This is a genomic window from Streptomyces sp. NPDC033165, from assembly GCF_055577965.1.
The window spans coordinates 189,811-215,878 of the sequence record NZ_JBVIPK010000008.1 but is presented as its reverse complement, the minus strand read 5'-3'; the positions used below and the strand labels follow the sequence as shown (position 1 = coordinate 215,878).

20 protein-coding genes and 1 pseudogene are annotated in these 26,068 nt (G+C 72.8%); 10 read left to right on the top strand and 11 right to left on the bottom strand.

All coding sequences use genetic code 11. From position 1 onward, the window contains the following. The first annotated feature begins 138 nt into the window (after positions 1 to 138). Both ACZ5WC_RS20750 and ACZ5WC_RS20745 read left to right on the top strand, forming a co-directional pair. Positions 139 to 1,254: a ferritin-like domain-containing protein gene (locus ACZ5WC_RS20750; protein WP_468542176.1), complete on the top strand. Its 1,116-nt coding sequence runs from the start codon at positions 139 to 141 to the stop codon at positions 1,252 to 1,254. Between the two features lie 132 nt (positions 1,255 to 1,386). Then, on the top strand, positions 1,387 to 2,241 hold the full coding sequence (locus ACZ5WC_RS20745; protein WP_468542175.1) for a hypothetical protein: 855 nt from the start codon (positions 1,387 to 1,389) through the stop codon (positions 2,239 to 2,241). A gap of 89 nt (positions 2,242 to 2,330) precedes the next feature. On the opposite strand, the gene ACZ5WC_RS20740 is transcribed toward ACZ5WC_RS20745, so the two are convergent. The 10 genes from ACZ5WC_RS20740 to ligD form a co-directional block, all read right to left on the bottom strand. Continuing rightward, positions 2,331 to 2,816 carry a DUF3291 domain-containing protein gene (locus tag ACZ5WC_RS20740; RefSeq protein WP_468542174.1) on the bottom strand — a complete coding sequence of 162 codons (486 nt, stop codon included), beginning with the start codon at positions 2,814 to 2,816 and terminating at the stop codon, positions 2,331 to 2,333. Further along, complete coding sequence (locus ACZ5WC_RS20735) at positions 2,813 to 3,889, bottom strand: amidase (protein ID WP_468542173.1); 1,077 nt, start codon at positions 3,887 to 3,889, stop codon at positions 2,813 to 2,815. The genes ACZ5WC_RS20740 and ACZ5WC_RS20735 overlap by 4 nt, the downstream gene beginning before the upstream one ends. Before the next feature lie 26 nt (positions 3,890 to 3,915). Beyond that, a complete protein-coding gene (locus ACZ5WC_RS20730; RefSeq protein WP_468542172.1) occupies positions 3,916 to 5,373 on the bottom strand; it encodes a peptidoglycan D,D-transpeptidase FtsI family protein in 1,458 nt (485 codons plus the stop codon). Next, complete coding sequence (locus ACZ5WC_RS20725; protein WP_468542171.1) at positions 5,370 to 6,785, bottom strand: FtsW/RodA/SpoVE family cell cycle protein; 1,416 nt, start codon at positions 6,783 to 6,785, stop codon at positions 5,370 to 5,372. The genes ACZ5WC_RS20730 and ACZ5WC_RS20725 overlap by 4 nt, the downstream gene beginning before the upstream one ends. A 155-nt stretch (positions 6,786 to 6,940) precedes the next feature. Further along, positions 6,941 to 7,426 carry an SH3 domain-containing protein gene (locus ACZ5WC_RS20720; RefSeq protein ID WP_468542170.1) on the bottom strand — a complete coding sequence of 162 codons (486 nt, stop codon included), beginning with the start codon at positions 7,424 to 7,426 and terminating at the stop codon, positions 6,941 to 6,943. Between the two features lie 94 nt (positions 7,427 to 7,520). After that, positions 7,521 to 8,891 (bottom strand): ATP-binding protein, encoded by a 1,371-nt coding sequence (locus ACZ5WC_RS20715; RefSeq protein ID WP_468542169.1) that lies wholly within the window; start codon positions 8,889 to 8,891, stop codon positions 7,521 to 7,523. Continuing rightward, a complete protein-coding gene (locus ACZ5WC_RS20710) occupies positions 8,888 to 9,682 on the bottom strand; it encodes a hypothetical protein (protein ID WP_468542168.1) in 795 nt (264 codons plus the stop codon). Before ACZ5WC_RS20710 ends, ACZ5WC_RS20715 begins: the two co-directional genes overlap by 4 nt. A 159-nt stretch (positions 9,683 to 9,841) precedes the next feature. Further along, the gene (locus ACZ5WC_RS20705) at positions 9,842 to 10,165 is read right to left on the bottom strand and encodes a zinc ribbon domain-containing protein (RefSeq protein WP_468542167.1); all 324 of its coding nucleotides are present in this window, start codon (positions 10,163 to 10,165) and stop codon (positions 9,842 to 9,844) included. Continuing rightward, positions 10,162 to 12,657, bottom strand: coding sequence for a HEAT repeat domain-containing protein (locus ACZ5WC_RS20700; protein ID WP_468542166.1), 2,496 nt, complete (start codon positions 12,655 to 12,657; stop codon positions 10,162 to 10,164). Before ACZ5WC_RS20700 ends, ACZ5WC_RS20705 begins: the two co-directional genes overlap by 4 nt. Positions 12,658 to 12,928: 271 nt before the next feature. Next, the gene (ligD, locus tag ACZ5WC_RS20695; RefSeq protein WP_468542165.1) at positions 12,929 to 13,819 is read right to left on the bottom strand and encodes a non-homologous end-joining DNA ligase; all 891 of its coding nucleotides are present in this window, start codon (positions 13,817 to 13,819) and stop codon (positions 12,929 to 12,931) included. 76 nt (positions 13,820 to 13,895) lie between these two features. Here ligD and ku point away from each other — a divergent pair, with 76 nt between their 5' ends. Next, positions 13,896 to 15,095, top strand: coding sequence for a non-homologous end joining protein Ku (gene ku, locus ACZ5WC_RS20690; protein WP_468542164.1), 1,200 nt, complete (start codon positions 13,896 to 13,898; stop codon positions 15,093 to 15,095). Between the two features lie 55 nt (positions 15,096 to 15,150). Further along, a complete protein-coding gene (locus tag ACZ5WC_RS20685; protein WP_468542163.1) occupies positions 15,151 to 16,941 on the top strand; it encodes a serine/threonine-protein kinase in 1,791 nt (596 codons plus the stop codon). Here ACZ5WC_RS20685 and ACZ5WC_RS20680 read toward each other — a convergent pair. Continuing rightward, complete coding sequence (locus ACZ5WC_RS20680; RefSeq protein ID WP_468542162.1) at positions 16,910 to 18,598, bottom strand: hypothetical protein; 1,689 nt, start codon at positions 18,596 to 18,598, stop codon at positions 16,910 to 16,912. The two genes, ACZ5WC_RS20685 and ACZ5WC_RS20680, sit on opposite strands and share 32 nt — an antisense overlap. 309 nt (positions 18,599 to 18,907) lie before the next feature. Between ACZ5WC_RS20680 and ACZ5WC_RS20675 the strand changes: the two genes are divergently transcribed. The 6 genes and pseudogenes from ACZ5WC_RS20675 to ACZ5WC_RS20650 all read left to right on the top strand — a co-directional run bounded on the left by ACZ5WC_RS20675 (position 18,908) and on the right by ACZ5WC_RS20650 (position 26,048). After that, on the top strand, positions 18,908 to 20,230 hold the full coding sequence (locus ACZ5WC_RS20675; protein WP_468542161.1) for a serine hydroxymethyltransferase: 1,323 nt from the start codon (positions 18,908 to 18,910) through the stop codon (positions 20,228 to 20,230). A gap of 372 nt (positions 20,231 to 20,602) precedes the next feature. Then, a pseudogene (locus ACZ5WC_RS20670) lies at positions 20,603 to 21,466 on the top strand (zinc-dependent alcohol dehydrogenase); the annotation flags it as partial. A gap of 77 nt (positions 21,467 to 21,543) precedes the next feature. Further along, entirely contained in the window at positions 21,544 to 21,942 is a 399-nt protein-coding gene (locus tag ACZ5WC_RS20665) for a 6-pyruvoyl trahydropterin synthase family protein (RefSeq protein WP_468542160.1), read from the top strand. 9 nt (positions 21,943 to 21,951) lie between these two features. Next, entirely contained in the window at positions 21,952 to 22,656 is a 705-nt protein-coding gene (locus ACZ5WC_RS20660; protein ID WP_468542159.1) for a RibD family protein, read from the top strand. Between the two features lie 79 nt (positions 22,657 to 22,735). After that, a complete protein-coding gene (locus tag ACZ5WC_RS20655; RefSeq protein ID WP_468542158.1) occupies positions 22,736 to 23,047 on the top strand; it encodes a trypco2 family protein in 312 nt (103 codons plus the stop codon). Next, positions 23,037 to 26,048, top strand: coding sequence for a trypsin-like peptidase domain-containing protein (locus ACZ5WC_RS20650; protein ID WP_468542157.1), 3,012 nt, complete (start codon positions 23,037 to 23,039; stop codon positions 26,046 to 26,048). The genes ACZ5WC_RS20655 and ACZ5WC_RS20650 overlap by 11 nt, the downstream gene beginning before the upstream one ends. The last annotated feature ends 20 nt before the right edge of the window (positions 26,049 to 26,068 follow it).

Sequence of the window (26,068 nt, the reverse complement as noted above, 5' to 3'; positions counted from 1 at the left end):
CCCGTCAATCCCTTGCGGACGACTTGTTGACCCGCTGTCTACCAACGTGTGAACCTGCTGGGGAGACGGTGGGTGGGCACGCTCAACTACCGCCGGTGTCACGGAACTTATGAGCCAGTCGAGGCGAAGGAGCCGTCCGTGTCCACACATGACCTCTACACCACCCCGCCTGCCGAACCGATCTGGCAGGTCCCCGCCACCGGATCCGCCCGGTTCAGCTGGGACTACGACGACGGCCGCGAACGCCTCCTCGCCCTCTACCAGAAGGGCAAGGACAAGCAGTGGGACGGCAGCAAACGCATCGACTGGTCCCTGGAGGTCGACCCCACCGACCCGCTCGGCACCCCTGACGAGGTGCTCACGCTCTACGGCACCCCGCACTGGGCGAAGATGACCGACCACGACCGGGGTGAGCTGCGCAAGCACTACACCTCCTGGCAGTTCAGCCAGTTCCTGCACGGTGAGCAGGGCGCGATGGTCTGCGCCGCGCGGATCGTGGAGTCCGTCCCCGACCTGGACGCCAAGTTCTACTCCGCCACCCAGACCATGGACGAGGCCCGGCACGCGGAGATCTACGGCCGCTTCCTCCACGAGAAGATCGGCATGCTCTACCCGGTCAACGACAACCTCCAGGGCCTGCTGGGCGACACCCTGCGTGACTCCCGCTGGGACATGCCCTACCTCGGGATGCAGGTCCTGATAGAGGGCCTGGCGCTGGCCGCCTTCGGGATGATCCGCGACACCACGACCAAGCCGCTGCCGAAGCAGATCCTCGCGTACGTCATGCAGGACGAGGCCCGCCATGTGGCCTTCGGGCGGATGGCGCTGCGCGACTACTACAAGCAGCTCAGTGACGCCGAACTGCGCGAGCGCGAGGAGTTCGTCATCGAGGGCTGCTACCTGATGCGCGACCGGCTCAGCGGCGTCGAGGTCCTGGAGAACTTCGGCATCGGCAAGCAGGAGGCGAAGGAGCTCTCCGAGCACTCCGAGTACCTCCAGCTCTTCCGCAAGCTGCTGTTCAGCCGGATCGTCCCGTGCGTCAAGGACATCGGCCTGTGGGGCGAACGGCTCCAGAAGGCGTACGTCGACATGGGCGTACTCGAACTCGGCGACTCCAACCTGGACCTGCTCATGTCGCAGGACGAGGAGATAGCCGAGGAACTGGACCGCGAGCGCTTCGCCGCCGAGGAGCGGGCCCGGGTGGCGGAGGTGGCGGAGGCGATCGGCGAGGGGGCGGCGGCCGACGCGGCCTGAGCGGCGGGTGCCGGCGCGGGGCGTCGGGGTGAGCCGATGGGGCGGGCCTTTCGCGCGGGGGGATTCTCTCGACCCGGTACCGATGTCGACCGCATCGAAATTCCGTTCGCAAACGTGTCGTACCGTGAGCGTATGACCACCCCGCCGAACCCGTCGCAGGGCCCCTACGGGCCGCCGTCCCCGCAGAACCCCTACGGTCCGCCGCCGGTTGCGCCGGGGTCCGTGCCGCAACAGCCCTACGGTCACCCGCAGCAGCCCCCGGCCCCGCCGCAGCAGGGCGGCTGGGGGCAGCCCGGCATACCCGGTGGCGGCGGGCCGGGGTCGGGCGGCTGGCCGCCCCAGGGTCCGCAGCCGCCGCGCAAGACGAAGACCGGGCTGATCGTCGGCATCGCGGTCGGCGCGCTGCTCGTGGCGGGCGGCATCGTCTTCGGCGTCACCCAGCTCGTCGACAAGGGCTCCGACCTGGTCTACCCGGAGGCGGAGTACGAACTCCGTGTGGAGAAGCAGTTGCTGGACGGCGAGTTCAGCCTCACCCAGGACCTCTCGGAGACGGAGGGCAAGGAGATCGAGGACACCCCCGACGCCAGCATCCGCGACGCCAACGCGATCGTCGCGCAGTACGGCTCGGACAAGGGCGGGGTCCTGGTGCTCTCCGGGATGCACGGACGCCTGGCGAGCCCCGGATTCATGCGCGGCAAGATCATGGAAGGGGCGGCGGAGGGCGACGGCGCGAAGCTCGTCGTGCCGCCCAAGAAGTTCACGCCGACGGGGTACGACATCACGATCGAGTGCCAGGTCGTGCAGTCGAAGGAGGGCGTCGGTGTCGCCAACATCCCGATGTGTGCCTGGGGTGACGACAACACCGCCGCGATGGTCGCGCTGATCCGGCCCGAGAGCATCCTCAAGTCTCCCCGGTCCATCGACCTGGCCGAGGCCGCGGCGGAGACCGCCGAGGTCCGGGAGGAAGCCCGCAGGCCGATCGGCTGACCTGCCCGCGGTCCGGGCAGGGGGAGCCGGAGCCTCCCGCCGACCGACCGACCGACCGACCGACCGGCCGCCCGTCCATCCGTCGTCGATCAGTGCACTCCGGCCGGTGCCGGGAAGCGGGTGCGCAGGGTGAACGCTCGCTCGGTCGGGCCGTGTTCACGCAGGTGCAGCAGTCGCTCCTCGGCGTCCGCCACCGTCGGGCGTTCCCCCGCCGGCACCCACCACAGGGCGGTCATCGCCTCCCGGATCTGCTCGAACCACTCCCGGCGCCGGCTCATCAGCTCCCGGTGCCGCCCGGCGTACATGAAGGCGGTGAGCGCTTCGACGTCCCGCCACACCGACATGTTCACGATCAACCAGTCGTCCCCGAAGACCGGGACGTCCGTGGCGTTTCCGGAGTCGGAGCGCAGTCGCCAGAGGAACCCGTCGGCTGCGTCGGCGACCGCGTTCACCGGGTCCAGGCCATCGACGAAGTCCTTCAACTGGGGTGAATCCAGCGGGAACCTGAGCCGTGAGATGTTCACCTGAGCCAACTCGTGTTCTCCGCTGCTGATTTCTGTCTCGATAGAGGTCATGACCGCACGGTAGGCAGAGTCCTCTCCACGGCGTGGGCCATTCCGAGCAGCGAGACGTCCGCCCCCCGCGCCGCCACCAGCTGGAGCCCCACCGGGCAGCCGTCCCCGGTGAACCCGGCGGGCAGGCTCGCCGCCGGGTGGCCGCTCAGGTTGAACGCCCAGGTCAGGGCGGTGGAGTAGAGGTCGCCCGGGCCCTCGTGCCCATGCGGCCGGTTCGGCGTGACCGGGGTCAGCAGCAGGGGCGCACGGGCGAAGAGCGCGTCCAGCCGCGCGTCGTTCGCCCGCCGCACCGCCACGGCCCCCGGGTCCCCGGGCGCCCCGCCCCGTACCGCCGGCCACGCCCGCGCCGGATCGAGCAGTTCGCAGCCGGTGTCCAGCAGGCGTACGGTCCCCGCCGCGACGAGCCGGTCCACCGCTGCCCGGACCACGGCCGACACCTCCGGGTCCACGTCCGCGAAGCCGAGGTCGTCGCTGTGCACGGCGGGCAGCGGGAGAGAAGGCGCGGAGGGCGGTTCGTACCCGTCCAGCACATGGCGCAGGTACCCCTCGGCGGCCGCCGCCGACCGGGCCAGTACGCCCGGCGACGCGAGCCCGGACCGGTCGGGGGAGGGGAGCAGCCCGTTCGTCGTCTTCAGACCGAACACCCCGCACCAGGCGGCCGGGATGCGGACCGACCCGGCCCCGTCGCTGCCCGTCGCCAGCTCCGCCATCCCCGTCGCGACCGCCACCGCCGAGCCCGCCGACGAACCGCCCGGCGTCCGGTCCGCCCGCCACGGGTTGACCGTACGGCCGTGGGCGCCCTGTCCCCAGGTCTGCCAGCGGGTCCCGGGGCCGGGGACGGAGGTCGCGCCGACCGGGACCCCGCCCGCCGCGATCAGTCGGCGGGCCGCGTACGAGCGGATGCCCGCCGGGCCCTTCACCGCGAACGGCAGCCCGCCCAGCGGAAGTTCCCGTGCCTCCGGCTCACGGGCGAGCGCCTCGTCCGGCCAGACCTCGATGAACGCGTTGAGCGCCGGGTCCAGTCGCCCGATCCGTTCCAGGGCCCGCGCCACGGCGGACGGTCTCGGTGTCATGCCCCCAGTTTCCCGGAGAGCGCGGGTCACTCCTCCAGCGCCGCCTCCATCACCGCCCGTGCGATCGGGGCCGCGCTGCCTCCGCCGCTGATGTCGGCCCGGTCGGCGGAGGCGTCCTCCACGACCACGGCGACCGCGACGGCCGGGCGGCCGGAGCCCGGGGCCTCGGCCCAGGAGATGAACCAGGCGTACGGAATGCCGGAGTTGTCGACTCCGTGCTGGGCCGTTCCGGTCTTGCCGCCGACCCGCACCCCGTCGATCGCCGCGTTCGACCCGGTGCCGTTCTCCACCGTGTCGACCATCATCCGCTGGAGCTGCACCGCCGTCGACGGGCTCATCACCCGCTCGTACGGCCGGGAACCCTCCTGCCGGACGGTGTCCCCGTCGTGCGTGGTCACCCGGTCCACCAGATGCGGGCGGCGCAGATCGCCGCCGCCCGCCACCGCCGAGGCCACCATCGCCATCTGGAGCGGGGTCGCGGTTGTGTTGAACTGCCCGATCGAGGACAGGGCCAGCTGGTCCTCGCTCATGTCGGTGTCGAAGTTGCTCCTGGCCACCCCGGACGGGATGCGCAGCCCGGAGTCGTTGAAGCCGAACTTCCCGGCCGCCTCCGCCATCCCCGCCAGGCCGACCCGCACGCCCAGGTGGGCCATCACGGTGTTGCAGGAGGCCCGGATCGCATCCGCCAGCGAGGCCTTCTCGCAGCCGCGCGACTCGTCGGGCAGGGTGGTCCTCGTATGCGGCAGGACGTACGGGGACGGGGTGTCCGTGGGCGCGTCCGGGTCGGTGACCACCTGGGACTCCAGGGCCGCCGCCGCCGTCACGATCTTGAAGGTGGAACCGGGCGGATAGGTCTGCCGGATGGCCCGGTTGAGCATCGGCAGGCTCTTGGCCGCGTTCAGCCGGGTCCACGCCTCGGTGACGGCCGAACCGGTGCCGGAGAGCCGCTCGGGGTCGTACGAGGGGGCCGAGACCAGGGCCAGGATCCTGCCCGTCGACGGCTCCAGGGCGGCCACCGCGCCCCGCCGCCCGCGCAGGCCGTCGTAAGCGGCCCGCTGCACCGACGCCTTGACGGTGGTGACCACATTGCCGCCCGGCTGCCGGCTCCGCGTGAAGTCGTTCCAGAAGGGGAGCGGCGTCAGAGCTGAGTCCGTACCGGACAGGACGGAGTCCTCGGCGTTCTCGATGAGCGTGGTGCCGTACGTCTGCGATGCGTATCCGGTCACCGGGGCGTAGAGCGGGCCGTTCCGGTAGGTGCGCTCGTAGTCGAGCTGCTCGCCGGTCCTGCGGTTGCCGGTCACGGGCCGGTCGCCGACGAGGATGTCGCCGCGCGCCTGGTCGTAACGGGCGATGGCGCCACGGCGGTTGGCGGGGTTGTCGTTCAGCTCCTCGGCCTCGAAGAGCTGGACGCGGGCCGCGTTGACGAGCAGCGCCACGAGCAGCAGCAGACAGAAGGCGGCGGCCCGCCGGATGTAGCGGATCACCGCTCGTCCTCCTCCCCGGCTCCGGCCCCGGCTTCTGGCCCGTTCTCCAACGCCGTCGCGATGACCCCGGTCTCCACCTGCTCCGGGTGCGGTCTGCGCGAGACGTCACTGACCCGGATCAGCAGGGCGACGATGATCCAGTTGGTGACGACGGACGACCCGCCCTGGGCCAGGAACGGCATCGCCATCCCGGTCAGCGGGATCAGCCCCATCACCCCGCCCGCGATCACGAACACCTGGAGCGCCAGGATCGACGACAGGCCGATGGCGAGCAGCCGCCCGAACGGGTCGCGCAGCGCGAGCCCGGCCCGGTAGCCGCGCGCCACGAGCAGCGCGTAGAGGAGGAAGACGGCGGTCAGGCCGCTCAGTCCCAGCTCCTCGCCCGCCGTCGCCAGGATGAAGTCGGACTTGGCGGCGAAGCCGATGAGGATGGAGTGGCCCGCGCCGAGCCCGGTGCCGAGCATGCCGCCCGCGGCGAACGCGAACAGCGACTGGGCGAGCTGGCCGGGGCCCCGCCCCGCGTCGATCGAGGCGAACGGGTCCAGCCAGTCCTGCACCCGGCCGTGCACGTGCGGTTCGAACGAGCCGACGACGAACGCCCCGGCGGCGGCCAGGAGCAGCCCGACCGCGATCCAGCCGGTCCGGCCGGTCGCCACGTACAGCATGATGACGAAGAGTCCGAAGAACAGCAGCGAGGTGCCGAGATCGCGCTCCAGCACCAGCACGCCGACGCTCAGCAGCCAGATCGCCACGATGGGCCCGAGCACCCGCCCGGCGGGCAGCTGGAGCCTCCAGACCTTGCGGCCGGTGTACGCCAGCGCGTTGCGGTTGGCGGCCAGATAGGCGGCGAAGAACACCGCCAGCAGGATCTTGGCGAACTCGCCGGGCTGAAAGGAGAGTCCACCGATCCGGATCCAGATCTTCGCCCCGTTCACCGCCGGGAAGAAGATCGGCACGATCAGCAGCGCGAGCGCGGTGGCCACCGAGAGATACGCGTACCGCTGGAGCACCCGGTGGTCGCGCAGCAGCACCACGACGGCGGTGAACAGCGCGACGCCGAGCGTGGACCAGATGAGCTGGGTGGGCGCGGCCTGGTCCCTCGGGGTCTCCAGGTCGAGCCGGTAGATCAGGACCAGGCCGAGACCGTTGAGCAGGACGGCGATCGGCAGCAGCAGCGGATCGGCGTACGGGGCCCGGAAGCGGACCGCGGCATGGGCGAGCAGAGCGAGCATGCCGAGCCCCGCACCGTATCCGGCGACATCGGGGGGCACGGCCCCGTTGCGGGCCAGGCCCACCGCCGCGTAGCCGTAGACGGAGATGAGGACGGCCGCGACGAGAAGGACGAGCTCCACCCCGCGCCGCTTCGGCAGGCGTAGCTCGGGCGGGGGAGCATCCGCCGTCGTTGCGGTCATGCCCCGCAACGTAGCAAGAGGTGCGCTGTATTTCCCTTATGTCACACCTTCCTGATGTCCTCGTCGCCCGGCGCCGGGACGCCTGCGTCCGCCCGTGGGGCGGGCGGCTGCGGAGCCGGGCCCGACGGGCGGACGGACGTGCGGGTGAGGGGGGGTCAGCACCAGCGCGGCGCGGCACCGATGTTCTCGATGTAGCGGGCCGAGCCCCAGGCCCAGGTGCCGTCGGTCAGCAGGTACCAGCGGTTGTTGCCGTCGACGTTGTCGCCCTTGGTCTTGCAGAAGATGTGGACGACCGCACCGTGCTCGACCGAGCCGACGATCCGGCTGCTGCGGGTCGGCTTGTCGCGGAGCAGCAGGTAGGGCTTGGCGATGACCCGGCCCTTGTAGGTCCGCTTGGGCCTCTGGGGCTTGGCCTGCCCCTGCCCCTGCGCCTCCTGGCGGGCCTCGTGCTCGCGCTGGAGGGCCGACGCGGAGAGCTCGTCGGATGTCGGGTCCGGGGCGGTGGCCTCGGCGCGCTGCCCGGCGGGCTGGGGGTCCGCGGCCAGGGCGGCGGGGGCGCCGGCCGTGAGCGCCGCGAGGGTGCCTGCGGCGACGCACAGGCCGAGCCGGCGGAAGCGCGAGGGGCGGGACAGGGGGGACATGCTGCCTCCATGCGAAAGAGAAGGGGAACCGTGGGGGACACGAGCTGGGCTCGCCCTGGTCACGCTAAATTCGCCACAGAGGGTCCGCAACGCGTCACGTTCGGTGAGGAGGGCCTTCGTGTGAGCCGTCCGGGTCACCGTGGGCGTCACCGCCGGTGGCTTCCCCGCCCCTTTCCTCCTCGCCGAGGTGCACGTACTCCGGCAGGGTCATCCGGGCCAGCGCGCCGCCGTCCGGCGGATTGCCGAACTCCAGCCGCGCGCCGATGACCTGGGCCTGGCCCACCGCGATGGTCAGCCCGAGCCCGTGGCCCTTGCCCGCCCCCTCCGTACGGAACCGCTGCGGCCCGCCTTCCAGCAGATACGCCGGGAACCCCGGCCCGTGATCCCTCACGGTCACCACCGCGCCGTCCACGCTCAGGACCACCGGAGGGGCCCCGTGCCGGTGGGCGTTGGCGACCAGATTGCCGATCACCCGCTCCAGCCGACGCCGGTCGGTCTCCACCCGGGCCGCGCCCGTCACCCGGACCTCGGTGTCGGTGCCGGAGGCGCGCACGACCCGTTCGGCCAGCGGGGCGAGATCGTGCACGGCGAGATCGACCTGCTCCGTGCGGGCGTCGAGGCGGGAGATCTCCAGCAGGTCCTCGGTCAGCGCCCGCATCGCCCTGACCCGGTCGCGCACCAGCTCGGCCGGGCGGCCGGGCGGCAGTAGTTCGGCGGCGGCCGACAGGCCGGTCAGCGGGGTGCGCAGCTCGTGCGCCACATCGGCGGTGAACCGCTGCTCGGTCTGGAGCTTGCGCTGGAGCGTCGAGGCCATCGTGTCGAGTGCGCCCGCCACGATCGCCACCTCGTCCTGCGCGCGGACCGGGCGGGCGGTGCGGGGGTCGTTCACCCGGGCGTCGAGATCGCCCGCGCTGATCCGGCGGGCCACCCGGGCGCTCTGGTGGAGCCTGCGGGTCACCCGGCCGACGGCGAACAGCCCGACGAGCAGGGTGGCGGCGATGGCCAGCAGCGAGGAGCCGATGATCGCCCGGTCGAGCCCGCCGATGGTGCGGGCGCTGTGGCTGTAGTCCGTCCAGGTGGCCAGCGCCCGCCCGTCCGCCGGGCCGGCCGCCCACATGGCGGGGCCGCCCTGTCCGTCCGGGTCGCCCGGGCGGTGCGGGCCGTCCGCCACGATGGTGCCCCGCTCGCCGCCCGCGGCCAGGGCGCGCAGCGAGGCGGGGAGGCCCGGCGGGTCGATGCCGGAGCCCCGCGGCAGCGGCTCCCCGGCCTCGTACGCGTCGGTGACCACCTCCAGTCGCTCCAGCGCCTTCTCGCGGGCGTGGCCGACCGTCTGCCGGGTCACCGCGGTGTGCACCAGGACGCCGAGGAGCGCGGCCAGCGTGCAGCACATGACGGTCAGGAAGACCGCGGACTTCCAGGTGAGGCCCGCGGCCCAGGAGGGGGAGCGGAGCCCGCGCCTCCTCATCGCGTCTCCGTGGGGGCGTCGGCGGTCGTGGCAGAGGCAGCGGTAGGGGCGGAAGCATCGGTGGCGGACGGCGTCGGCGAGGGGGTCCGTGTGGGTGTCGCCTTCGGGGTCCTCGGGCCCTTCCGGTGCTCGGGCGTCCGCAGGATCTCGTCCCGGGTGGGCAGCATCGCGCGCTGCCGGTCGTCCCAGGACCACGCGGTGCGGTACTCGTACCCCGGGATCACCGAGGGGGCCCGCATGATCACGTCCCGGCCCGCCAGCTCCACGCTGATCACGGCGTCGTAGGCGGACATGATCCGGGTCAGCCCGCCCCGGTCCGGCATATAGGCGCGCACGGCGAGCTGCTGGTCGGGCATGCGAATGCCGAGCACCAGTTCGTCCCTGCCGTCGCCGGTCAGGTCGCGGTAGTACGGAGGGAGGACCGGGCAGTCGTCGGGCGCCGTGCGGCAGGCGCGGATCTGCCGGACGGTCTCGTCCGGCAGCTCGTCCAGGCCGCTGTCCCGGTTCGTCCTGGCCTTCAGCCCGGCCTGCGCCACGGCGACCGGGTCCAGCCGCCGCACATCGCCCCCGGGCACCCGGATCCCCGGGATGCGGGCCGTCTCGCCCTCCCCGTAGTCGTACGGGGCGGAGGAGGCGGGCGGCAGCTCCGGCCAGAGGTGCTTGGGCTCGACGGCCGACGGCGCGTCCCCCGCGCTCTCCAGGCCGCCCGCCGCACCGCAGCCGGACAGCAGGGCGAGCGCGGCTACGGCGCACGCGGCGCGGGCCGCCGACGGGACGCGATACGGGCGCAAGGGGCTCGCCTCCTCTCCGGCGGGGCTCGACGGGCTCACGGGCGTCCGCCGGACCGCGCGGACGACAGGGGGGCTCACACCCTAATCGGAGGATCGTACGCAATGCCCACTTCATGCCCCTACGTGACGCCTCGGTTCGTCGTCGGTACGGGCCGGGGCTCAGCGCTGGTAAGGATTCCCGCCCTGGCCCGGAGGCGTGAAACCGGGCTGCTGCTGGGCCTGGCCGTACAGTCGGCCGTCCTGCCCGGCCGTGTGCTGCGCGAGCAGCTGGTCGGCCTGCTCCTGCGGTATCTGCTGCTCCCCGCCGCAGAACGTGCACTGCGTGGCGAACTTCGTCGAGAAGGGGAACAGCGGCACGAAGAACAGCGTGAATTTCGTGACCCGTTTGCGCAGGGTGTGCGCGGCCGGATTGCCGCACCAGCCGCACACCATCGTCAGGATGGCCAGCTGGTGGAGGTAGCCCTTGGTGCCGAAAATGATCATGCCGTGGTCCCTTTCCCCGTCTCTCGTCCCGTGCCGCGCCCCGTCTGCCGGAGCGCGCGTCGGCACAGCGTCAGGAGCTTCTCGTCCTCGTGGATGTCGTGGCTGCCGTACCCGCCGTCCATCGCGTTGTGACGGCGTACGGAGGCGAGTTCGGTGTGCAGGACGTGTGCCGCGGCCGACCCTCCGGGGACCGGTCCCATCCGCGCCAGGCATTCTGCCACCCGGACCCGCACATGACGGCTGCGTTCCCAGGCGGCCAGCAGCACTTCGGTGGTCTCCCGCGGCCGTCCGGACACCTCCCACAGCGCGATCGCCGCGTCCACGCGCAGCCACAGCTCGTCGTGGGCCAGCAGCCCGCGCAGCCGGGGCGCGGCCACCTCCGCGCGCGGCCCGAGGGCCCCCAACGCCACCGCCGCCGCCCGCCGGTCGTGCACCTGGTCGGACTGGAGGCCCTCGATCAGCACCGGCAGCACCGCCCCGGTGTCCCCGGAGACCGCCCACAGCGCCTCGGCCGCCTCCGTCGCCGCGGCCGTCCCCGGGTGGCGGATCAGCGCCCGCAGCTCCGGGACGGCCTCCCGCGCCGCGGGCCCGAACGAGGCCAGCGCCCGCAGCGCCGCCGTACGCAGCCAATCGCCCCGGTACGCCGGCGCCCCGCGCAGCACCCGCAGTACCTCGGGGGCCGCCTCGCCGGCGCGCAGCGCGGTCAGCCCGGCCAGCAGCGGGCTCGCCCGGTCGTAGGCGCCCTCGTCCAGCTCCACCTCCGCGAGCCTGTGCCGCAGCGCCCCGGCGAGCGGGCGGGCCGCCGCCCCGAGGTGGCCCACCGCGAACCCCACGTCGTGCGCCACCTGGGGCAGCTCCAGGGCCGCCGCGAGCGCGGGCACCGCACGGGGGTCGCCGAGGCGGGCCAGGGCCTTCACGGTGGAGCCGAGGCCGGGCGGGCCGCCGGCCCAGGCCTTCACCCAGCCGCCGGGGTCGGCGGCCAGCCGGGCGGCCAGGGCGTCCGCCGCGGGGGCCGCGAGGCGGAACAGCTCCTCCAGCACATGGCACGCGGCCTCCGCCAGCCGGGGCTCGGGGTCGCCCAACTGGTCGCCGACGAGCGCCACCAGCTCCTCGTAGGGGCCGCGCCAGGCCCGTATCAGCCCGCCGCTCATCCGTACGGCGTCGATGCGCTGCCAGCGGTCGGGGCTGCGCAGCTGGTCGGCGAGCAGCGCGGTGCGGTCGCCCACCCGGTCGTCGAGGCCCACGTGGAGCGTGCGCAGCAGATCGGCGGCCCAGGGGGTGCCGCGCCCCGCGCTGTCCTGAGCGGACAGGGCCCGCAGCTGTCCAACGAGCGTCGGCGCCGCGACCTGCTCGCCCCGGCAGCCGTCCGATGCGGCCACGGGCTCGGAGTCGGGGTCCTGGTCCATGGCCCCGGAGCCGTCTGCGGGCCCGGGGCCACAGCCGGGCCCGTCTGCGGCCCCGGGCCCGGGCTTGGACCCGGGTGCGGCTGTGGACCCGGCCCCGGACCCGGCTGTGGATGCGGTCCCGGACCCGGGGTTGGCCTCGGCCTTGGCCCCGGCAACGGTCCCGGCTTCGGCACCCGCCTCCCGGCCGGGCTCCGGTGCGGAGTCCGGGGCTCGCCCACCGCCCAGGTCCCCCGTGTCGCCAAGGTCCCCCGTGTCGCCCAGGTCTCCTGTGTCGTCCAGGTCCCGCACACTCCCCGGTTCCCCCGCACCGTTCGTCTCCGGGGCGGCGCACTCCGTCGGCACCGGGGGTGCCTCGGGTGCCGCGCGCATCTCGCGCAGCAGCCCCGACACCACCGGCACCACATCACCGGGCAGGACATCGGGCGAGCAGCGGGCCAGCTGGGCCAGGGCCGCGAGCCGCAGACCCGGCGAGTGGGCGCGGGACGCCAGCCCGTTCAGCCACTCCGCCACCCGGCCCGCCAGCGGCCGGTGCCGCAGCGCGACCCGCCCGGCGGCCTCGACGAGCGCGAGCCGCACCTCCTCGTCGGGCTCCACCGGCAGCCGCTCCCGCAGCAGCGCGAGGACCCGCACGGGGTGCCGGTGCAGCGTGGCGAGGGCCAGCGGGGCGGCGAGCCGCACTCCGGGGTCCTCGTCGGCGATCAGCTCGAAGAACACCCCGGCGCCCGCGGTGACCGCGGCCGCCGCCATCGCGTAGTTCGCGGCGCCCTCGATCTCGTCCTCGTCGATCTCGTCCTCGTCGTCCTCGTCGAGGTCGAACCCCCCGATGCTGGTGAGCAGTTCGACGACACAGCCCCGGTCCTGCACGCCCGGATCCACGACCAGCTCGAAGAGGAACGGGATGCATGCCAGCGTGCAGGCGTATACATCGCCCTGGTGGTGCACCGCGCCGTACATGCCGTCGAGCGCCGTCTCCCGCTCCGCCGGATCGTCCGACGCGAGCCCCCTCAGGAGCTCCGGCACATCGTCGGCAGGCCCGTAGGCATGCTCCATCGAGGCCCAGTCGACCTCATCGATCCCCGAGAACACGCCATCCCCTCCCCACGACCACGACAGCGCCCGGACGGGCACGCCCTCGCGGCGCGCCCGTCCGTCACACCCCTTCGGCGCGCCCCGCAGAAAGCGCCTGCGCAGAGTGTGCACCACGGGTCCGACAATCCACCCGCCACTTGCGGCCTTTCCTCACGCCGTAACCAGGTCATGACCAGGTCAAGACGATTCGGCTGTGAGGTCGCTGTGAACGAGGGACCGCCACAGGGCAATCCGCGCCCCCCGGGCTCACTTGGACCCGCCCAGGGGGTCACCCCGGGAGTGGACGCGCCTGTTCCGGATCATTCAGGGGGGCGAGGAGATCTCCGTACCGTTCCAGCCGCCCGCCCATGTCCCCGGCCCGGAACACCAGGGCACCGGCCTCCCGGCAGTCCGCGATCTCGTCCCAGGTGACCGGGGCGGACACGGTGGGCTCGGGCCTGGCGCGCAGGGTGTAGGGCGTCGCGGTCGTCTTCGCCGCCGCGTTCTGGCTGAAGTCGACGAAGACCTTCCCCGGCCGCAGGGCGCGCTTCATCCGGTGCAGGGCCAGCTCCGGAAGGGTCGCCTCCGCCTCCATGGCGAGCCGCTTCGTGTACGCGGACACCTCGCCGGAGGGGGTCGGCGTGAGCGGGACCAGCAGATGCAGCCCCTTGGACCCGGACGTCTTCCCGTACGCGGGCAGCCCGTCGGCCGCGAGCCGCTCCCGCAGCCAGAGCGCCACCGTGCAGCACTCCACGACGGTCGCGGGGGAGCCGGGGTCCAGGTCGAAGACCATCCGGTCGGCGATCTCCGGAGCGTCCGCCCGCCACTGCGGGGTGTGGAACTCCACCACCAGGTTGGCCGCCCACATCAGCGAGGCCAGATCCTGCACCATCACCTGCCGGGCGGCCGGGTCCTCGCTCCGGGGAACGGCGGCCGTGGCCACCCAGGCGGGCGTACCGGGCGGCGGATTCTTGGTGAAGAACAGCTGCCCGTCGGGCCCGTCCGGATAGCGCAGGAAGGACACCGGGCGGTCGCGCAGATGCGACAGGACCGCCCCGGCGACGGTGGCCGCGTAGTAGTGCAGCACTTCGCCCTTGGTCGTCCCGGTGGCCGGATACAGCACCTTGTCGAGATTGCTGAGCGAGACCCGTCGCCCCTCCACGTCGGTGATCGGCGTCATACGATAAGAATCACACGAAAACCTTACTTAACGCGCTTAACAGTCTTCCTGGTCAAAACGGTTAAAGGGGTGAACGGTGAGGTCCATATGGAACGGCGCGATCTCCTTCGGGCTGGTCAGTATCCCGATCAAGCTGGTCAACGCCACGGAGAACCACTCGATCTCCTTCCGGCAGGTTCACCTCGCCGACGGTGGCCGGATCCGGTACCGCAAGGTCTGTGAACTGGACGAGGAAGAGGTGTCCGCCGCCGAGATCGGCAAGGCGTACGAGGACGCCGACGGCACCATGATCCCGATCACCGACGAGGACCTCGCCCAGCTCCCCCTGCCCACCGCGAAGACCATCGAGATCGTCGCCTTCGTGCCCGCCGACCAGATCGACCCGCTCCAGATGGACGCGGCGTACTACCTCTCCGCCAACGGCGTCCCGGCCGCCAAGCCGTACACCCTGCTGCGCGAGGCCCTCAAGCGCAGCAACAAGGTGGCCCTCGCCAAGTACGCCCTGCGCGGCCGCGAACGGCTCGGGATGCTCCGGGTCGTCGACGACGTGATCGCGATGCACGGCCTGCTCTGGCCCGACGAGATCCGCGCACCCGAGGGTGTCGCCCCGGACAGCGACGTCACCGTCCGCGACGCCGAACTCGACCTGGCGGACGCCCTGATGGACACCCTGGGTGAGGTCGACATGGACAGCCTCCACGACGACTACCGGGAGGCGGTGGAGGAGCTCATCGCCGCGAAGGCCTCCGGCGAGACCCTGCGGCCGGCCGCGTCCGATGACTCCGGCGGCGGCAAGGTCATCGACCTGATCGCGGCCCTGGAGAACAGCGTCCGCGCGGCGAAGGAGTCCCGCGGTGAGGGTGACGAGGCCGAGGGGGCCGAGGGCGCCGAGGGTGGCGAGGGTGGCGAGGGCAAGGGCGGCATGGCCGATGTCCACCCCATCAAGAGGACGTCCGCGAAGAAGACCACGCACCGCACGCCGACCGGCAAGACGGTCACCCGCTCCAGTGGCTCCACGACCCCGAAGAAGTCCGCCCCCAAGTCCACCGGCGCGAAGAAGTCCACGTCGACGGCGAAGAAGGCGGGGGAGAAGAGCACGCCGAGGAAGACCACCGGGAAGACGTCCACGCCGACGGCGAAGAAGACCGGGGCGAAGAAGACCACGACGAAGAAGACCACGGCCAAGAAGCAGACGTCGGCGTCCTCTTCGAGCTCTTCGAGCGGGGGCACCACCAGGAAGACATCCGCCTCCTCCCGCAAACGCGCCTCGGCCTGACGGCGGACCCCGCCCCGCCGCCCCGCTGTCACAGTCCACCCGTACGCTACGGCGCATGAGCGCAGAGTCTCCCTCGGGACGGGTGATCGACGGCCGCTTCACGCTGGTGGAGCGGCTCGGCAGCGGTGGCATGGGCATGGTCTGGCGGGCCCGGGACATGGCCCTGCACCGGGACGTCGCGCTCAAGGAGGTGCGGCCGCCGGACCCGAACCTCGCGGAGTACGACCCCGAGGGCGCCCGCAACCTGCGCGCCCGCGTGCTGCGCGAGGCCCGCGCGCTGGCCCGCCTCGACCACCCCAACGTGGTCACCGTCCACCACATCGTCGACCCCGGCGAGGAGGGCTACCCATGGATCGTGATGGAGCTGGTGGCCGGCTCCTCCCTCCACGACCGGCTCGCCGCCGGACCCGTGGAGCCGGCAGAGGCCGCCGAACTGGGGCGCGGCATCCTCTCCGCCCTGCGCGCCGCCCACGCCTCCGGCATCCACCACCGTGACGTCAAGCCCGCCAACGTGCTGCTGCGCACCGACGGCCGCCCCGTCCTCACGGACTTCGGCATCGCCGCGATCCGGGAGTCGACCAGCCTCACGGCCACCGGCGCCCTCATCGGCTCGCCCGACTACATAGCCCCCGAGCGCATCCGGGGCACCGAGGGCGACCCCTCATCCGACCTCTGGTCGCTCGGCATGATGCTGTACGTCGCCGTCGAGGGCCGCCACCCGCTGCGCCGGGCCACCACCCTGGCCACCCTGGCCGCCGTCCTCGACGAGGAGATCCCGCCGCCGGTACGGGCCGGGTCCCTCGCCCCGGTCCTGAGCGCGCTCCTGACCCGGGACATCGCGGCCCGCCCGGACGCCGACTCCCTGGACGCCCTGTTGGCCGAGGCCGCCCGCACCGGTTCCGGTGACGGGAGCCCGGCCCCGGCCCCCGGCCCGACGCCGACGGAGCCGGTGCGCGATCGGCCCGCGCCCGCCGGGCCCGGAGTGCCGGATGGCCGTGTCCCGCCCGCGTACGGCTTCCCGCCAACCCCCGCGCCCGTACCGAACAACCCCTACCGACCGGGCAACCCTTACCAGCAGCCGTACGCGGCTGCCGTTCCCGTCCTCACCGAGGACGAGCGCAGACGGCGGAGTCGGCGCCGCACCCGGATGGCTGTCACCGCCTCGTCCGTCGTCTCGGCCCTGGTGCTCGCGGGCGTGGTCCTCTGGACGAGCGACGTCCTGCCCTTCGGGCGTTCCGGTTCCGACGGCGGCGACCGCCCCCGTGACACCGCGGGCGCCCCCGCGGACGGCTCGAAGGAGACGCCCCCGGCCGCCAACCCGACGCCGGAGGGGGTCACCGACGACGAAGGCGACGGCGACGATCGCCAGGGGGGCGAGGAATCGGAGACCCCCGAGAACCTGCTCACCCCGGACGGAGCGCGGGCGGCGATCAAGGCGCTGAAGCCGCTCATGGGCGGGACGAAGGTCACCGACTTCACGCTCCACGGCGAACACGCCTCCGCCGAGGCGCCGCTGAAGTCCAACTCCCGCCTCTACGACCGGTTCAGCTACCGCGACGGCCAGGCGAAGAACGACGAGCTGGGCGGCACGCTGACGTCCGGGGAAACGACGGTCGACCTGAACTCCGTCGACTGGGACGCGCTGCCCGCCCTCCTGCGCACGGCGGGGCGGACGCTCAACATCCCGGAGCCGGAGAGCCGTTACGTCATCGTGGACCCCTCGTCACCCTTCCACGACGACCGTCCGGTGCTGCGCGTCTACGTCACCGACTCACACGGCGGAGCCTTCCTCACCGCGCACCTGGACGGGCGGGTCATCGAGAAGAGCCCGCGCCCGAAGGGCTGACGCCCCGGGGAACCGACACCGGCCGGACCGGGTCCGGCAGCACGGGCAGGTCCAGGCCGAAGGGGCTCCGCTCGATGACGTAGGTGCAGCTCGTGTACGTGTAGCCGGGCCGGACCTTCGATCCGGCGGAGTAGCTGTCCACCCGGGCGGTGGCGCCCGTGCCGTGCTTGTAGAGGAAGTGGTAGTCCCCGGCCGGGAGTCGCAGCCGTGCCTTCGGGTAGCTTCTGCCGCTCGTCCGGCAAGCCTGCCGCGCGCCGACGGCCGCGCCGCTGTACCGCCTGCATCCGTCGCAGGCCTTCAGGGAGACGGTGCCGGTGACCGGGCCGGTGTAGAGCACCTCGACCGCGTTCGGCGCGTCGTTGCTGATGACCAGCTCCATCCGGGCACCCCCGGGGCGGCCCTGCGGGGGCAACCGCTTGCCCGCCGGGGGCCGGGCGTCGGCGATCTCGGCGGCGATGGCTATGTCCCGCGCCCGGCGCACCCGCTCGTCGCTCTTGTACGTCCGGGCGAAGTCCGTCATCGTCCTTCGCGCGTCCCCGAACCTCCTGTCCTTGAACTGATCGACCCCGCAGGCGTAAGCCCCGTCCACCACACCCTTGTCCGCATCGGCGCGCAACGCCTTCACCCGGTCGGAAGGCAGCCCGGCCGCGGTGCTGCCGAGGTTGCGCAGCACCGCCGTGGCCGCACACGGCTCGGCGCCCTTCAACGCCGCTACCTGTGCCTTGATCCGCTTGCTGATCGCCGGTCCGACCTGCTGGGCGGGCGCGGACTCGGGGAACGTACGCAGCAACTCGCCCAGCTCCGCACCGCCCCCGCCGCTGCCTCCGCCCGCAGCGCCCAGGCGCGAGACCCCGCACCCGTACAGCGAGGCGGCGAGGGGTTCGTCGGGCCAGGCGGCCAGGGTCCCGAGAAGCTTCTCGCCGACCGCGTGCGGCAGGGTGCGCAGATAGGTCAACGGTTCGACGGCTTCGCAGTGCCGCTTCTTCGCGTACGGGGCGGAGACAGCGTCGTAGTACGCCTTCAGGCGGTCCGGGAGCAGCTTGGCGGCCCGGGAGCCCGGGTGGTCCTCGGCGAGCGCGCGATAGACGCCGAGCGCTTCCTCGTACCCGCCCTTCGCCGCCCCGAAGGGCTGCCGCGCCGCCGCCGCGACCCGCTGGTCCCCGTCCTCCAGCCGCTCCAGCAGCATCTGCTCCCGGGCCTCGTCGCGCGCGGAGCCGTACACCACCGCCCCACCCGCCGGCACGGCCAGCAGCACCACCCCGAGACCGGCCGCCAGCACCGGCCGCCACGACCCGCCCAGTGCCGAACGCCGGGCGATCCGGGCCCCGTCGGCGGCGGCGAGCACGAGCACGGCCAGATAGCCGACGAGTACGCCCCCGGGCACCCCGTCCGGATCGGCGGGCAGCGCGACGAACAGCAGGGCAGTCGTCGCCGCCCAGCACCCGGCCGCCCGCCCCCAGCGCCCCGACAGGGCGTAACCGAGCCCGAGCCCGGCCAGATTGAGCACCCCGGCGGCAACCGCCCGCAGGCCGGCCCCGTCGGGCGGCGGCCCGGCATCAGGTGCGTGGGAAGGCGGCGGCGGGACCGCCCCGCCGAGCCCGGGCGAGGCCCCCTGTCCCGCATGTCCCGCAACCCCGTGCTGATCACCGGACTCCATAACGGTCCCCCCACCGTCGAGCCGCACACGCCACCGTGATTCTGCCCGGTTCCGTCCCCGGCCACGCACAGAATCCGCCACCGCCACCTCGGCCCCTTGGCGCGTCGCCGGGCCGCGGGCCGGACGGCTCATCCTCTAAACTGCCCAACGCCGCGACTGGCGCGTGCCCCGGGCAGGGGCGCTCCGTGGAACCGACCACGAGGAAGCGGCACACCCCGGGCCCGCCCGGGGCGTCATCTCCGGAGAGCCGTCCGCCTGGGCATCCGGGTCCACGCCGCATCGCGCGGCCGACCCGGAAGGACCCCTTCCTTGACCACCCGGACCCCGGCAACCGCACCCTCTGCCGTCCCCTCCGCCACCACCGCGCCCGCGCCCCGCCATCCGGCCCTCATCTCCGCCGACCCGGAGCTGGCCGCCCTGATCGGTGCGGAGGAACGGCTCCAGGCCGACACCCTGCGCCTGATCCCCAGCGAGAACTACGTCTCGGCCGCCGTACTCGAAGCCTCCGGCACGGTGCTCCAGAACAAGTACTCCGAGGGCTACCCCGGCAAGCGGTACTACGAGGGCCAGCAGATCATCGACCAGGTCGAGACCCTGGCGATCCGCCGCGCCCGGGCCCTCTTCGGGATGGATCATGCCAACGTCCAGCCGTACTCGGGCTCCCCGGCCAACCTCGCCGCCTACCTGGCCTTCCTCCAGCCGGGCGACACGGTCCTCGGGATGTCCCTCCCGATGGGCGGCCACCTCACCCACGGCTGGGGCGTCTCGGCCACCGGCCGCTGGTTCCGGGGCGTTCAGTACGGAGTCCGCAGGGACACCGGCCGGATCGACCTGGACGAGGTCCGCGACCTGGCCCGCGCCGAGCGGCCCAAGCTCATCTTCTGCGGCGGAACGGCCGTACCCCGCACGATCGACTTCGCGGGCTTCGCGGAGATCGCCCGCGAGACCGGCGCCGTACTGGTCGCCGACATCGCGCACATCGCGGGCCTGATCGCGGGCGGCGCCCACCCCTCGCCCGCCGGACACGCGGACGTCGTCTCCACCACCACCCACAAGACCCTGCGCGGCCCCCGCGGCGCGATGCTGCTCAGCACGGCCGAACACGCCCGCGCCATCGACCGCGCGGTCTTCCCCGGCCTCCAGGGCGGCCCGCACAACCAGACCACCGCCGCCATCGCGGCCGCCCTGGGTGAAGCGGCCACCGCCGGCTTCTGCGCGTACGCCCACCAGGTCGTGGCCAACGCCCGGGCGCTGGGCGAGGAGTTGGCCGCGCGCGGCTTCGACCTGGTCTCCGGCGGCACCGACAACCACCTCCTGCTGATCGACCTCACGAACAAGGACGTCTCCGGCAAGGCGGCAGCCCAGGCCCTCGACCGCGCGGGCATCGTCGTCAACCACAACGCCGTCCCCTACGACCCCCGCAAGCCCTTCGACCCCTCCGGCATCCGCATCGGCACCCCCGCCCTGACCTCCCGCGGAGTGCCCGCCTCCGCCATGGCCACCGTCGCCATGTGGATCGACACAGCCGTCGAGGCGGCCCGCACGGGCGACGAGGCCGCACTCACCACGATCCGCGCCGAGGTGAAGGAGCTGATGGACACCCACCCGGCGCCGGGACTGCCGATGGCCTGACCGGGCAAGTCGTTCCCGGTGCGGGGTTCGCCATGTCATGTGCCGGATGGGAGCCGGTATTTGATCGTTTAGGATCGCGAGAACTGTCCATGCCGGGGAGTGGCGGCATCACCACCGCGCGGAGGTTCCAGCCGCCGGGGGATGTCGGCGGGCCGAGGCGGGCCGCTGTAGCAGAGTGCTGTAGCAGAGGATTGTCCATGTTGAGCCTTGTGCGCTCCTTTTGGGTCATGGCCCCGGGGCAGGGTGAAATACTTCCCGCCGCCTGCCCGCCTGCCCGCCTGCCCGCCTGCCCGCCAGCCCGCCAGCCCGCCAGCCCGCCAGCCCGCCAGCCCGCCAGCCCGCCAGCATGATGAAGAGGCTGTAGTCCAGACCCTGTACTCGGCCGTGAGCCGGGGCACGGAGTCGTTGGTTTTCCAGGGTCGGGTACCCGCCAGCCAGTACACGGCCATGCGGGCGCCTTTCCAGGAAGGGGATTTTCCCGGCCCGGTCAAGTACGGGTACCTCAATGTCGGCCGCGTGGAGGCCGGGCCCCCGGAGTTGCGGGGCCGGACCGTTTTCAGCCTGTACCCGCATCAGACCCGCTTCCGGGTTCCGGCAGCGGCCCTCACCCCGGTACCCGACGGTGTCCCGCCGCAGCGCGCCGTGCTGGCCGGGATCGTCGAGACGGCACTCAACGCCCTGTGGGACGCGCCGCCGAGGGTCGGCGACCGCATGGCCGTCGTGGGCGCGGGCGCGGTCGGCTGCTCCGTAGCGGCGCTTCTCGCCCGGTTCCCCGGCGTCCGGGTCCAGCTCGTCGACACCGACCCGGCCCGGGCGGAGGTCGCCGCAGCGCTGGGCGTCGAGTTCGCCGCTCCCGTACACGCGACGGGTGACTGCGATCTCGTCTTCCACGCCAGCGCCACCCAGTCCGGGCTGCGGCGCTCGCTCGAACTGCTCGCCTCCGAGGGCTGCGTGGTCGACCTGAGCTGGTACGGGGACCAGCCGGTGACCCTGCCGCTCGGGGAGTTCTTCCATTCCCGGCGCCTGACGCTGCGGAGCAGCCAGGTCGGCGCCGTCCCGCCGGGGAGACGGGGGCGGTACACCACCGGAGACCGGCTTGCCCTGGCACTCGATCTGCTGCGGGACCCGGTCTTCGACGCGCTGATCACCGGCGAGTCCGACTTCGATGAACTGCCGCGCGTGATGGCCGAGATCACCGCCGGCCGGCTGCCCGGACTCTGCCATCGCATCCGCTACAGCCCTCAGCACCCCGGCGCCGCTTTCCCCTCGGCCGGAGTTGCCGGCCATGCCGACGAGACACTCTTGGAGAGTCCATGTTCACCGTCACCGTCCGGGACCATCTCATGATCGCCCACAGTCTCCGTGGTGAGGTCTTCGGCCCCGCGCAGCGCCTGCACGGTGCCACGTACCTGGTCGACGCGACCTTTGAGCGCCCCGAGCTGGACGAGGACAACATCGTCGTCGACATGGATCTGGCCGCGAGGGAAGTGCGCGGGATCGTCGGGACGCTCTCCTTCCAGAACCTCGACGACCATCCCGATTTCGCCGGGGTCAACACCACGACGGAGTACCTGGCCAAGGTCATGGCCGACCGTCTCGCCGCCCGGATAGCCGGCGGAGCCCTCGGCGCCAGTGCCCGCGGCCTGACCGGTCTCACCGTGCGGCTCCACGAATCGCACATCGCGTGGGCCGACTACCGCCGTGCGCTCTGACGGCCCGCGATGACGGCCGCCCGCCCGTACGTGCTGCTGTCGGCGGCGGTCTCCGTGGACGGCCGCCTGGACGACGCGTCCCGTGACCGGCTCGTGCTCTCCAACCGCCGGGATCTGGACCGTGTCGACGAGGAGCGGGCCGCCGCGGACGCCGTCCTCGTCGGCGCCAACACCCTGCGCAGGGACAACCCGCGCCTCCTGGTGGCGGACGCCGAACGGCGTGCCCGGCGCAAGGCGGCCGGGAAACCGGAGTACCCGCTGAAAGTGGCGGTCAGCGGATCCGCCGAGCTGCCCGCGAGCCTGGCGTTCTGGAGCTGCGGAGGGGAGAAGCTGGTCTTCACGGTGGACGGTGCACTGGCCCGGGCCCGCCGCACCCTGGGCGCTCTCACCGACGTCGTCAGCACCGGCCCCCTTCTCGACTGGCCCCTCGTCCTCGACGAACTCGGCCGACGTGGTGTGGAAAGGCTCCTGGTGGAAGGAGGCGGAATGGTCCATACCCAACTCCTGGCGCAGAACCTGGCCGATGAACTCCACCTCGCCGTCGCCCCCCTTCTGGTGGGAGAGGCCGCGGCGCCGGTGTTCCTGAGGCCCGCTCCGTACCCCGGAGGGCCCACGGCCCGGATGAGGCTGGTCGACGCACGTGCCGTCGGCGATGTGGCCCTGCTGCGCTACGCCCCGAAGGAACGTTCCGTCGAGGGCTCCGAAGTCGGCTGACCGCGCCCGTAGTTGACGACCCGTAGGTATGATCGCGGAGCGTACGGGCGGCCTGCCACAGGCGGAACGGGGGACGGTCATGAGCAAAGCGGTGGAACTGGCGGATGTCATCACCCAGTTGCGGAGTGAGCTGAGCCGGGCCATGGAGGCGGGGGACGACGACGGGATCCGCTTCCAGGCGGAGAAGCTGGAGCTGGAACTCACCGTGGGGGTGGAACGGAGCCTGGAGCCGGGAGTCAAGGTCCGGTTCTGGGTCCTCGACGCGCAGAGTTCCGCGCGTGCCGCCCACATGACCACGCAGCGGATCACGCTCACTCTCCAGCCGGTGCGCGGCGACGCGCCCGACAACCCCGTGCTGATCTCCGGCGCCGAGCTGCCTGATGAGGCCTGACCCCCGGAACGGTGGGGGCGGCCTTGACCCGCATCGGCTCGCGGAGATCATCGTCAGGACCGGAAGCGGCAGGCGGCGCGGCTCCGGCTACCGGATTTCCGCCGGTGTCGTTCTCACGGCTGCCCACGTGGTCGCCGACGCGACCGAGGTGGTCGTGCGGTGCGACGCCGACCGGCCCGGTGAATGGTCGGCCCCGGCGGCCGTGGCCTGGGCCGACGCAACCAGCGATCTCGCCGTACTGAGTCTCACGTCACCGGCGGCCGCCCCCGCGGACGCGGACATCGCTCCGGCGCGTTTCGGGCGCATCGCCGACGACCGGCACGGGGTGTTCGTCGTACACGCCGCGGGGTTCCCGCTGTGGAAGCGACGCCGTCGGCCGGACGGTGTGCGTTTCCGTGAACTGCACCAAGCGGACGGGACGGTCGCGGCGCTCTCCAACCTCCGTACGGGCACGCTGGAGATGACCGTGGCACCGGCCGGCGCCGACCCCGACCCCGACGTGTCGCCCTGGGCAGGCATGTCCGGCGCCGCGGTGTGGGCGGGCAGCCGCATCGTCGGCGTCGTTGCCGAACACCACCGCTGGGAGGGTACGGGCAGGCTCACCGCCGTCCGTCTCGACCAGGCCGTGCGCCGGCTCGCCGCCCCGGACCGTGCGGAGTTCGCCCGGCTCACCGGGTTCCCCGCGCCGGCGGACCTGCCTTTCGCGGTGGCGGGGGAGTCGGTGGGGCCGCCCGGTGACAGGGACCCCGAGCCCGAGGTACGGGTGGTGGGGGTGCCGGTGGCGCACGGTATCGAGCTCTTCAAGAACCGCACCCACGAGACCGACCTGATCGCGGGCCACCTGAGCGACCCCGCCAACCGCATGGTGACAGTGATCGGGCGGCGCGGCATCGGCAAGAGCGCGCTCGCCGCGAAGGTCATGGACCTCCTCGACCGCGGCGCATGGCCCGGAACCGTCCGGGGACCGGTCCCGTCCGGCCTGGTCAACCTCTCCACCCGCACGACCGGGATATCCCTGGATCGCCTCTTCTTCGACTGCGCCCGCCTGCTCGGCCCCGAGCGGGAAGCGCGTCTGCGCGAGGTCTGGTCCGCCGGCGGGATGGTCCACGACCGGCTGGACCAGCTGCACGCTGCCATGGGCGGGCGCCTGATCGTCATCCTCCTGGACAACCTGGAGGACCTGCTCCACGACGACGGCAGCATCGCCGACGAGGGCCTCGCGGTCTTCCTCGACTGGCTGTTCCGGACCCGGGGCACCCCGCGTCTCCTCGTCACCAGCCAGTTACCGGTACGCCTCGCGCCCGAACTGCGGCGCTTCACCGCGCAGGTGGAGCTCTCCAAGGGCCTCGGATCCGCCGAGGCGGCAGCCCTGCTGCGCGAACTCGACCGGGACGGCAGCCTCGGCATCGCCGACCTGTCCGACGACGAACTGCTGAACGCCGCGGTCCGCGTCCACGGTGTGCCACGTGCCCTGGAACTCCTCGTCGGCGCGGTCGCCGGAGACACCTTGCTGCTGCCCACGCTCAGCGACGTCCTGAAGGACTTCACGCACCGGCACGACGTCGTCGCCGACCTCGCCCAGGACCGCTACCGGCGCCTCGACGAGCAGGCACGTGCGGTCCTCGGAGTCCTTGCCGCCCTGCGTACCCCCGTGAAGCAGGCGGCGGTCGAGGAGATCCTCGCCGGACTCGACCCGAACCTGCCGGTGACCCCCGCCCTCACCTCCCTCGTGCGCATGCACCTGGTCTCCGTGGACCGGCCGAGCCGTACCCTCGCCCTGCACCCCATGGACGCCGACCTCGCCTACGCCCAGATGCCCTCGCACGGTCCCCTCGGGAGGCAGACAGTGGAACGACGGCTCGCGGCCTGGTACGCGGGGCAGCGCCGCCCCGACGACGCATGGCGGTCGCCGGAGGACCTCGAACCGCACCGGCGGCAGTTCGAGCACCTGGTGCGCGCGGAGGACCACGACGCCGCCGCACGCGTGCTGAACGAGATCAGCGAATGGCTCGTCTGGCACGGCTCCGTCCTCTCCGCGGTCTCGATGCACCTCACCGTCCGCGGCCACATCGGCGACGAGCGGGTACGCCTCGCCCACACCGTCGCCTACGGACACGCCAGGCTCAGCGCCGGTCCGATGGAGCAGGCGGTCGACCTGTTCACCGAAGCGGTGGAGCTCGCCGAACGCCTCGGCGACCGGTACGCGCTACAGAACGCCCTGTTCGGCCTCGGCGACGCCCACCGGCAGCTCGGGAACCTCGGAACCACCGTCGAACTGCTCACCCGGGCCGCCGGGCTCGCGGGCGAACTCGGCGACACCGAGCGCGAAGCGCACGCCCTGCTCTCCCTCAGCCTCACCCACAGCTACCTCGGCGACGGTGAGCGCGCGCTGGAGGGCGCCGACCGGCTGGCCGCGATCGCCGACGCGAGCGGAGATCCGCTCACCACCGCACGGGCCGGCAACGCACGCACCATCGCCCTGCTCACCCTGGGCCGCTGGCAGGACACCATCGCCGCAGGCGCCGAGACGGCCAGGGCCTACCGGGCCTCCGGCACCCCGGAGGCGATCGCCTACGCACTGAACGCGCAGGGCATCGCATTCCTGGCCCTCGACGTCCCCGCCCAGGGAATCCCGGTCCTCGAAGAGGCCTGCCACGAGGCCTCACTGATGGAGAACCCCCGGGGCGAGGGCGTCTGCCTGCTCAATCTCGCCTGGGCGTACTGGTGCGACGGCCGCCATGGGCAATCCGCCGACACGGCCGAGCGCGCCTCGACCGTCCTCCGGATCGCCGGTTCCGCTCAGGAGGAGGCGGCCCGCTCCCTGGCCGAGGCCGCTCATGCCCGCCCCCTCGCGCCGCGGAAGGCGGCGGCCGCCCTGAACCGGGCGGCCGCCGCTCTGGACGGCAACGCCGAAGTCATCGCCCCCGCCTGGCTCACCGAGCACGCCGACCGGCTGGCGGACGGGGCCGCCCCGGCAGCCGGACCGCAGCGCGACGCCTGAGATCGCAGCCGCAGACGCAC

Excerpts from the sequence above, each read along its gene's own strand:
- ACZ5WC_RS20745 (WP_468542175.1), top strand. The coding sequence starts at position 1,387 with ATGACCACCCCGCCGAACCCGTCGCAGGGCCCCTACGGGCCGCCGTCC.
- ACZ5WC_RS20740 (WP_468542174.1), bottom strand. The coding sequence starts at position 2,816 with ATGACCTCTATCGAGACAGAAATCAGCAGCGGAGAACACGAGTTGGCT.
- ACZ5WC_RS20735 (WP_468542173.1), bottom strand. The coding sequence starts at position 3,889 with ATGACACCGAGACCGTCCGCCGTGGCGCGGGCCCTGGAACGGATCGGG.
- ACZ5WC_RS20725 (WP_468542171.1), bottom strand. The coding sequence starts at position 6,785 with ATGACCGCAACGACGGCGGATGCTCCCCCGCCCGAGCTACGCCTGCCG.
- ACZ5WC_RS20720 (WP_468542170.1), bottom strand. The coding sequence starts at position 7,426 with ATGTCCCCCCTGTCCCGCCCCTCGCGCTTCCGCCGGCTCGGCCTGTGC.
- ACZ5WC_RS20715 (WP_468542169.1), bottom strand. The coding sequence starts at position 8,891 with ATGAGGAGGCGCGGGCTCCGCTCCCCCTCCTGGGCCGCGGGCCTCACC.
- ACZ5WC_RS20705 (WP_468542167.1), bottom strand. The coding sequence starts at position 10,165 with ATGATCATTTTCGGCACCAAGGGCTACCTCCACCAGCTGGCCATCCTG.
- ligD (WP_468542165.1), bottom strand. The coding sequence starts at position 13,819 with ATGACGCCGATCACCGACGTGGAGGGGCGACGGGTCTCGCTCAGCAAT.
- ACZ5WC_RS20685 (WP_468542163.1), top strand. The coding sequence starts at position 15,151 with ATGAGCGCAGAGTCTCCCTCGGGACGGGTGATCGACGGCCGCTTCACG.
- ACZ5WC_RS20680 (WP_468542162.1), bottom strand. The coding sequence starts at position 18,598 with ATGGAGTCCGGTGATCAGCACGGGGTTGCGGGACATGCGGGACAGGGG.
- ACZ5WC_RS20665 (WP_468542160.1), top strand. The coding sequence starts at position 21,544 with ATGTTCACCGTCACCGTCCGGGACCATCTCATGATCGCCCACAGTCTC.
- ACZ5WC_RS20660 (WP_468542159.1), top strand. The coding sequence starts at position 21,952 with ATGACGGCCGCCCGCCCGTACGTGCTGCTGTCGGCGGCGGTCTCCGTG.
- ACZ5WC_RS20655 (WP_468542158.1), top strand. The coding sequence starts at position 22,736 with ATGAGCAAAGCGGTGGAACTGGCGGATGTCATCACCCAGTTGCGGAGT.
- ACZ5WC_RS20650 (WP_468542157.1), top strand. The coding sequence starts at position 23,037 with ATGAGGCCTGACCCCCGGAACGGTGGGGGCGGCCTTGACCCGCATCGG.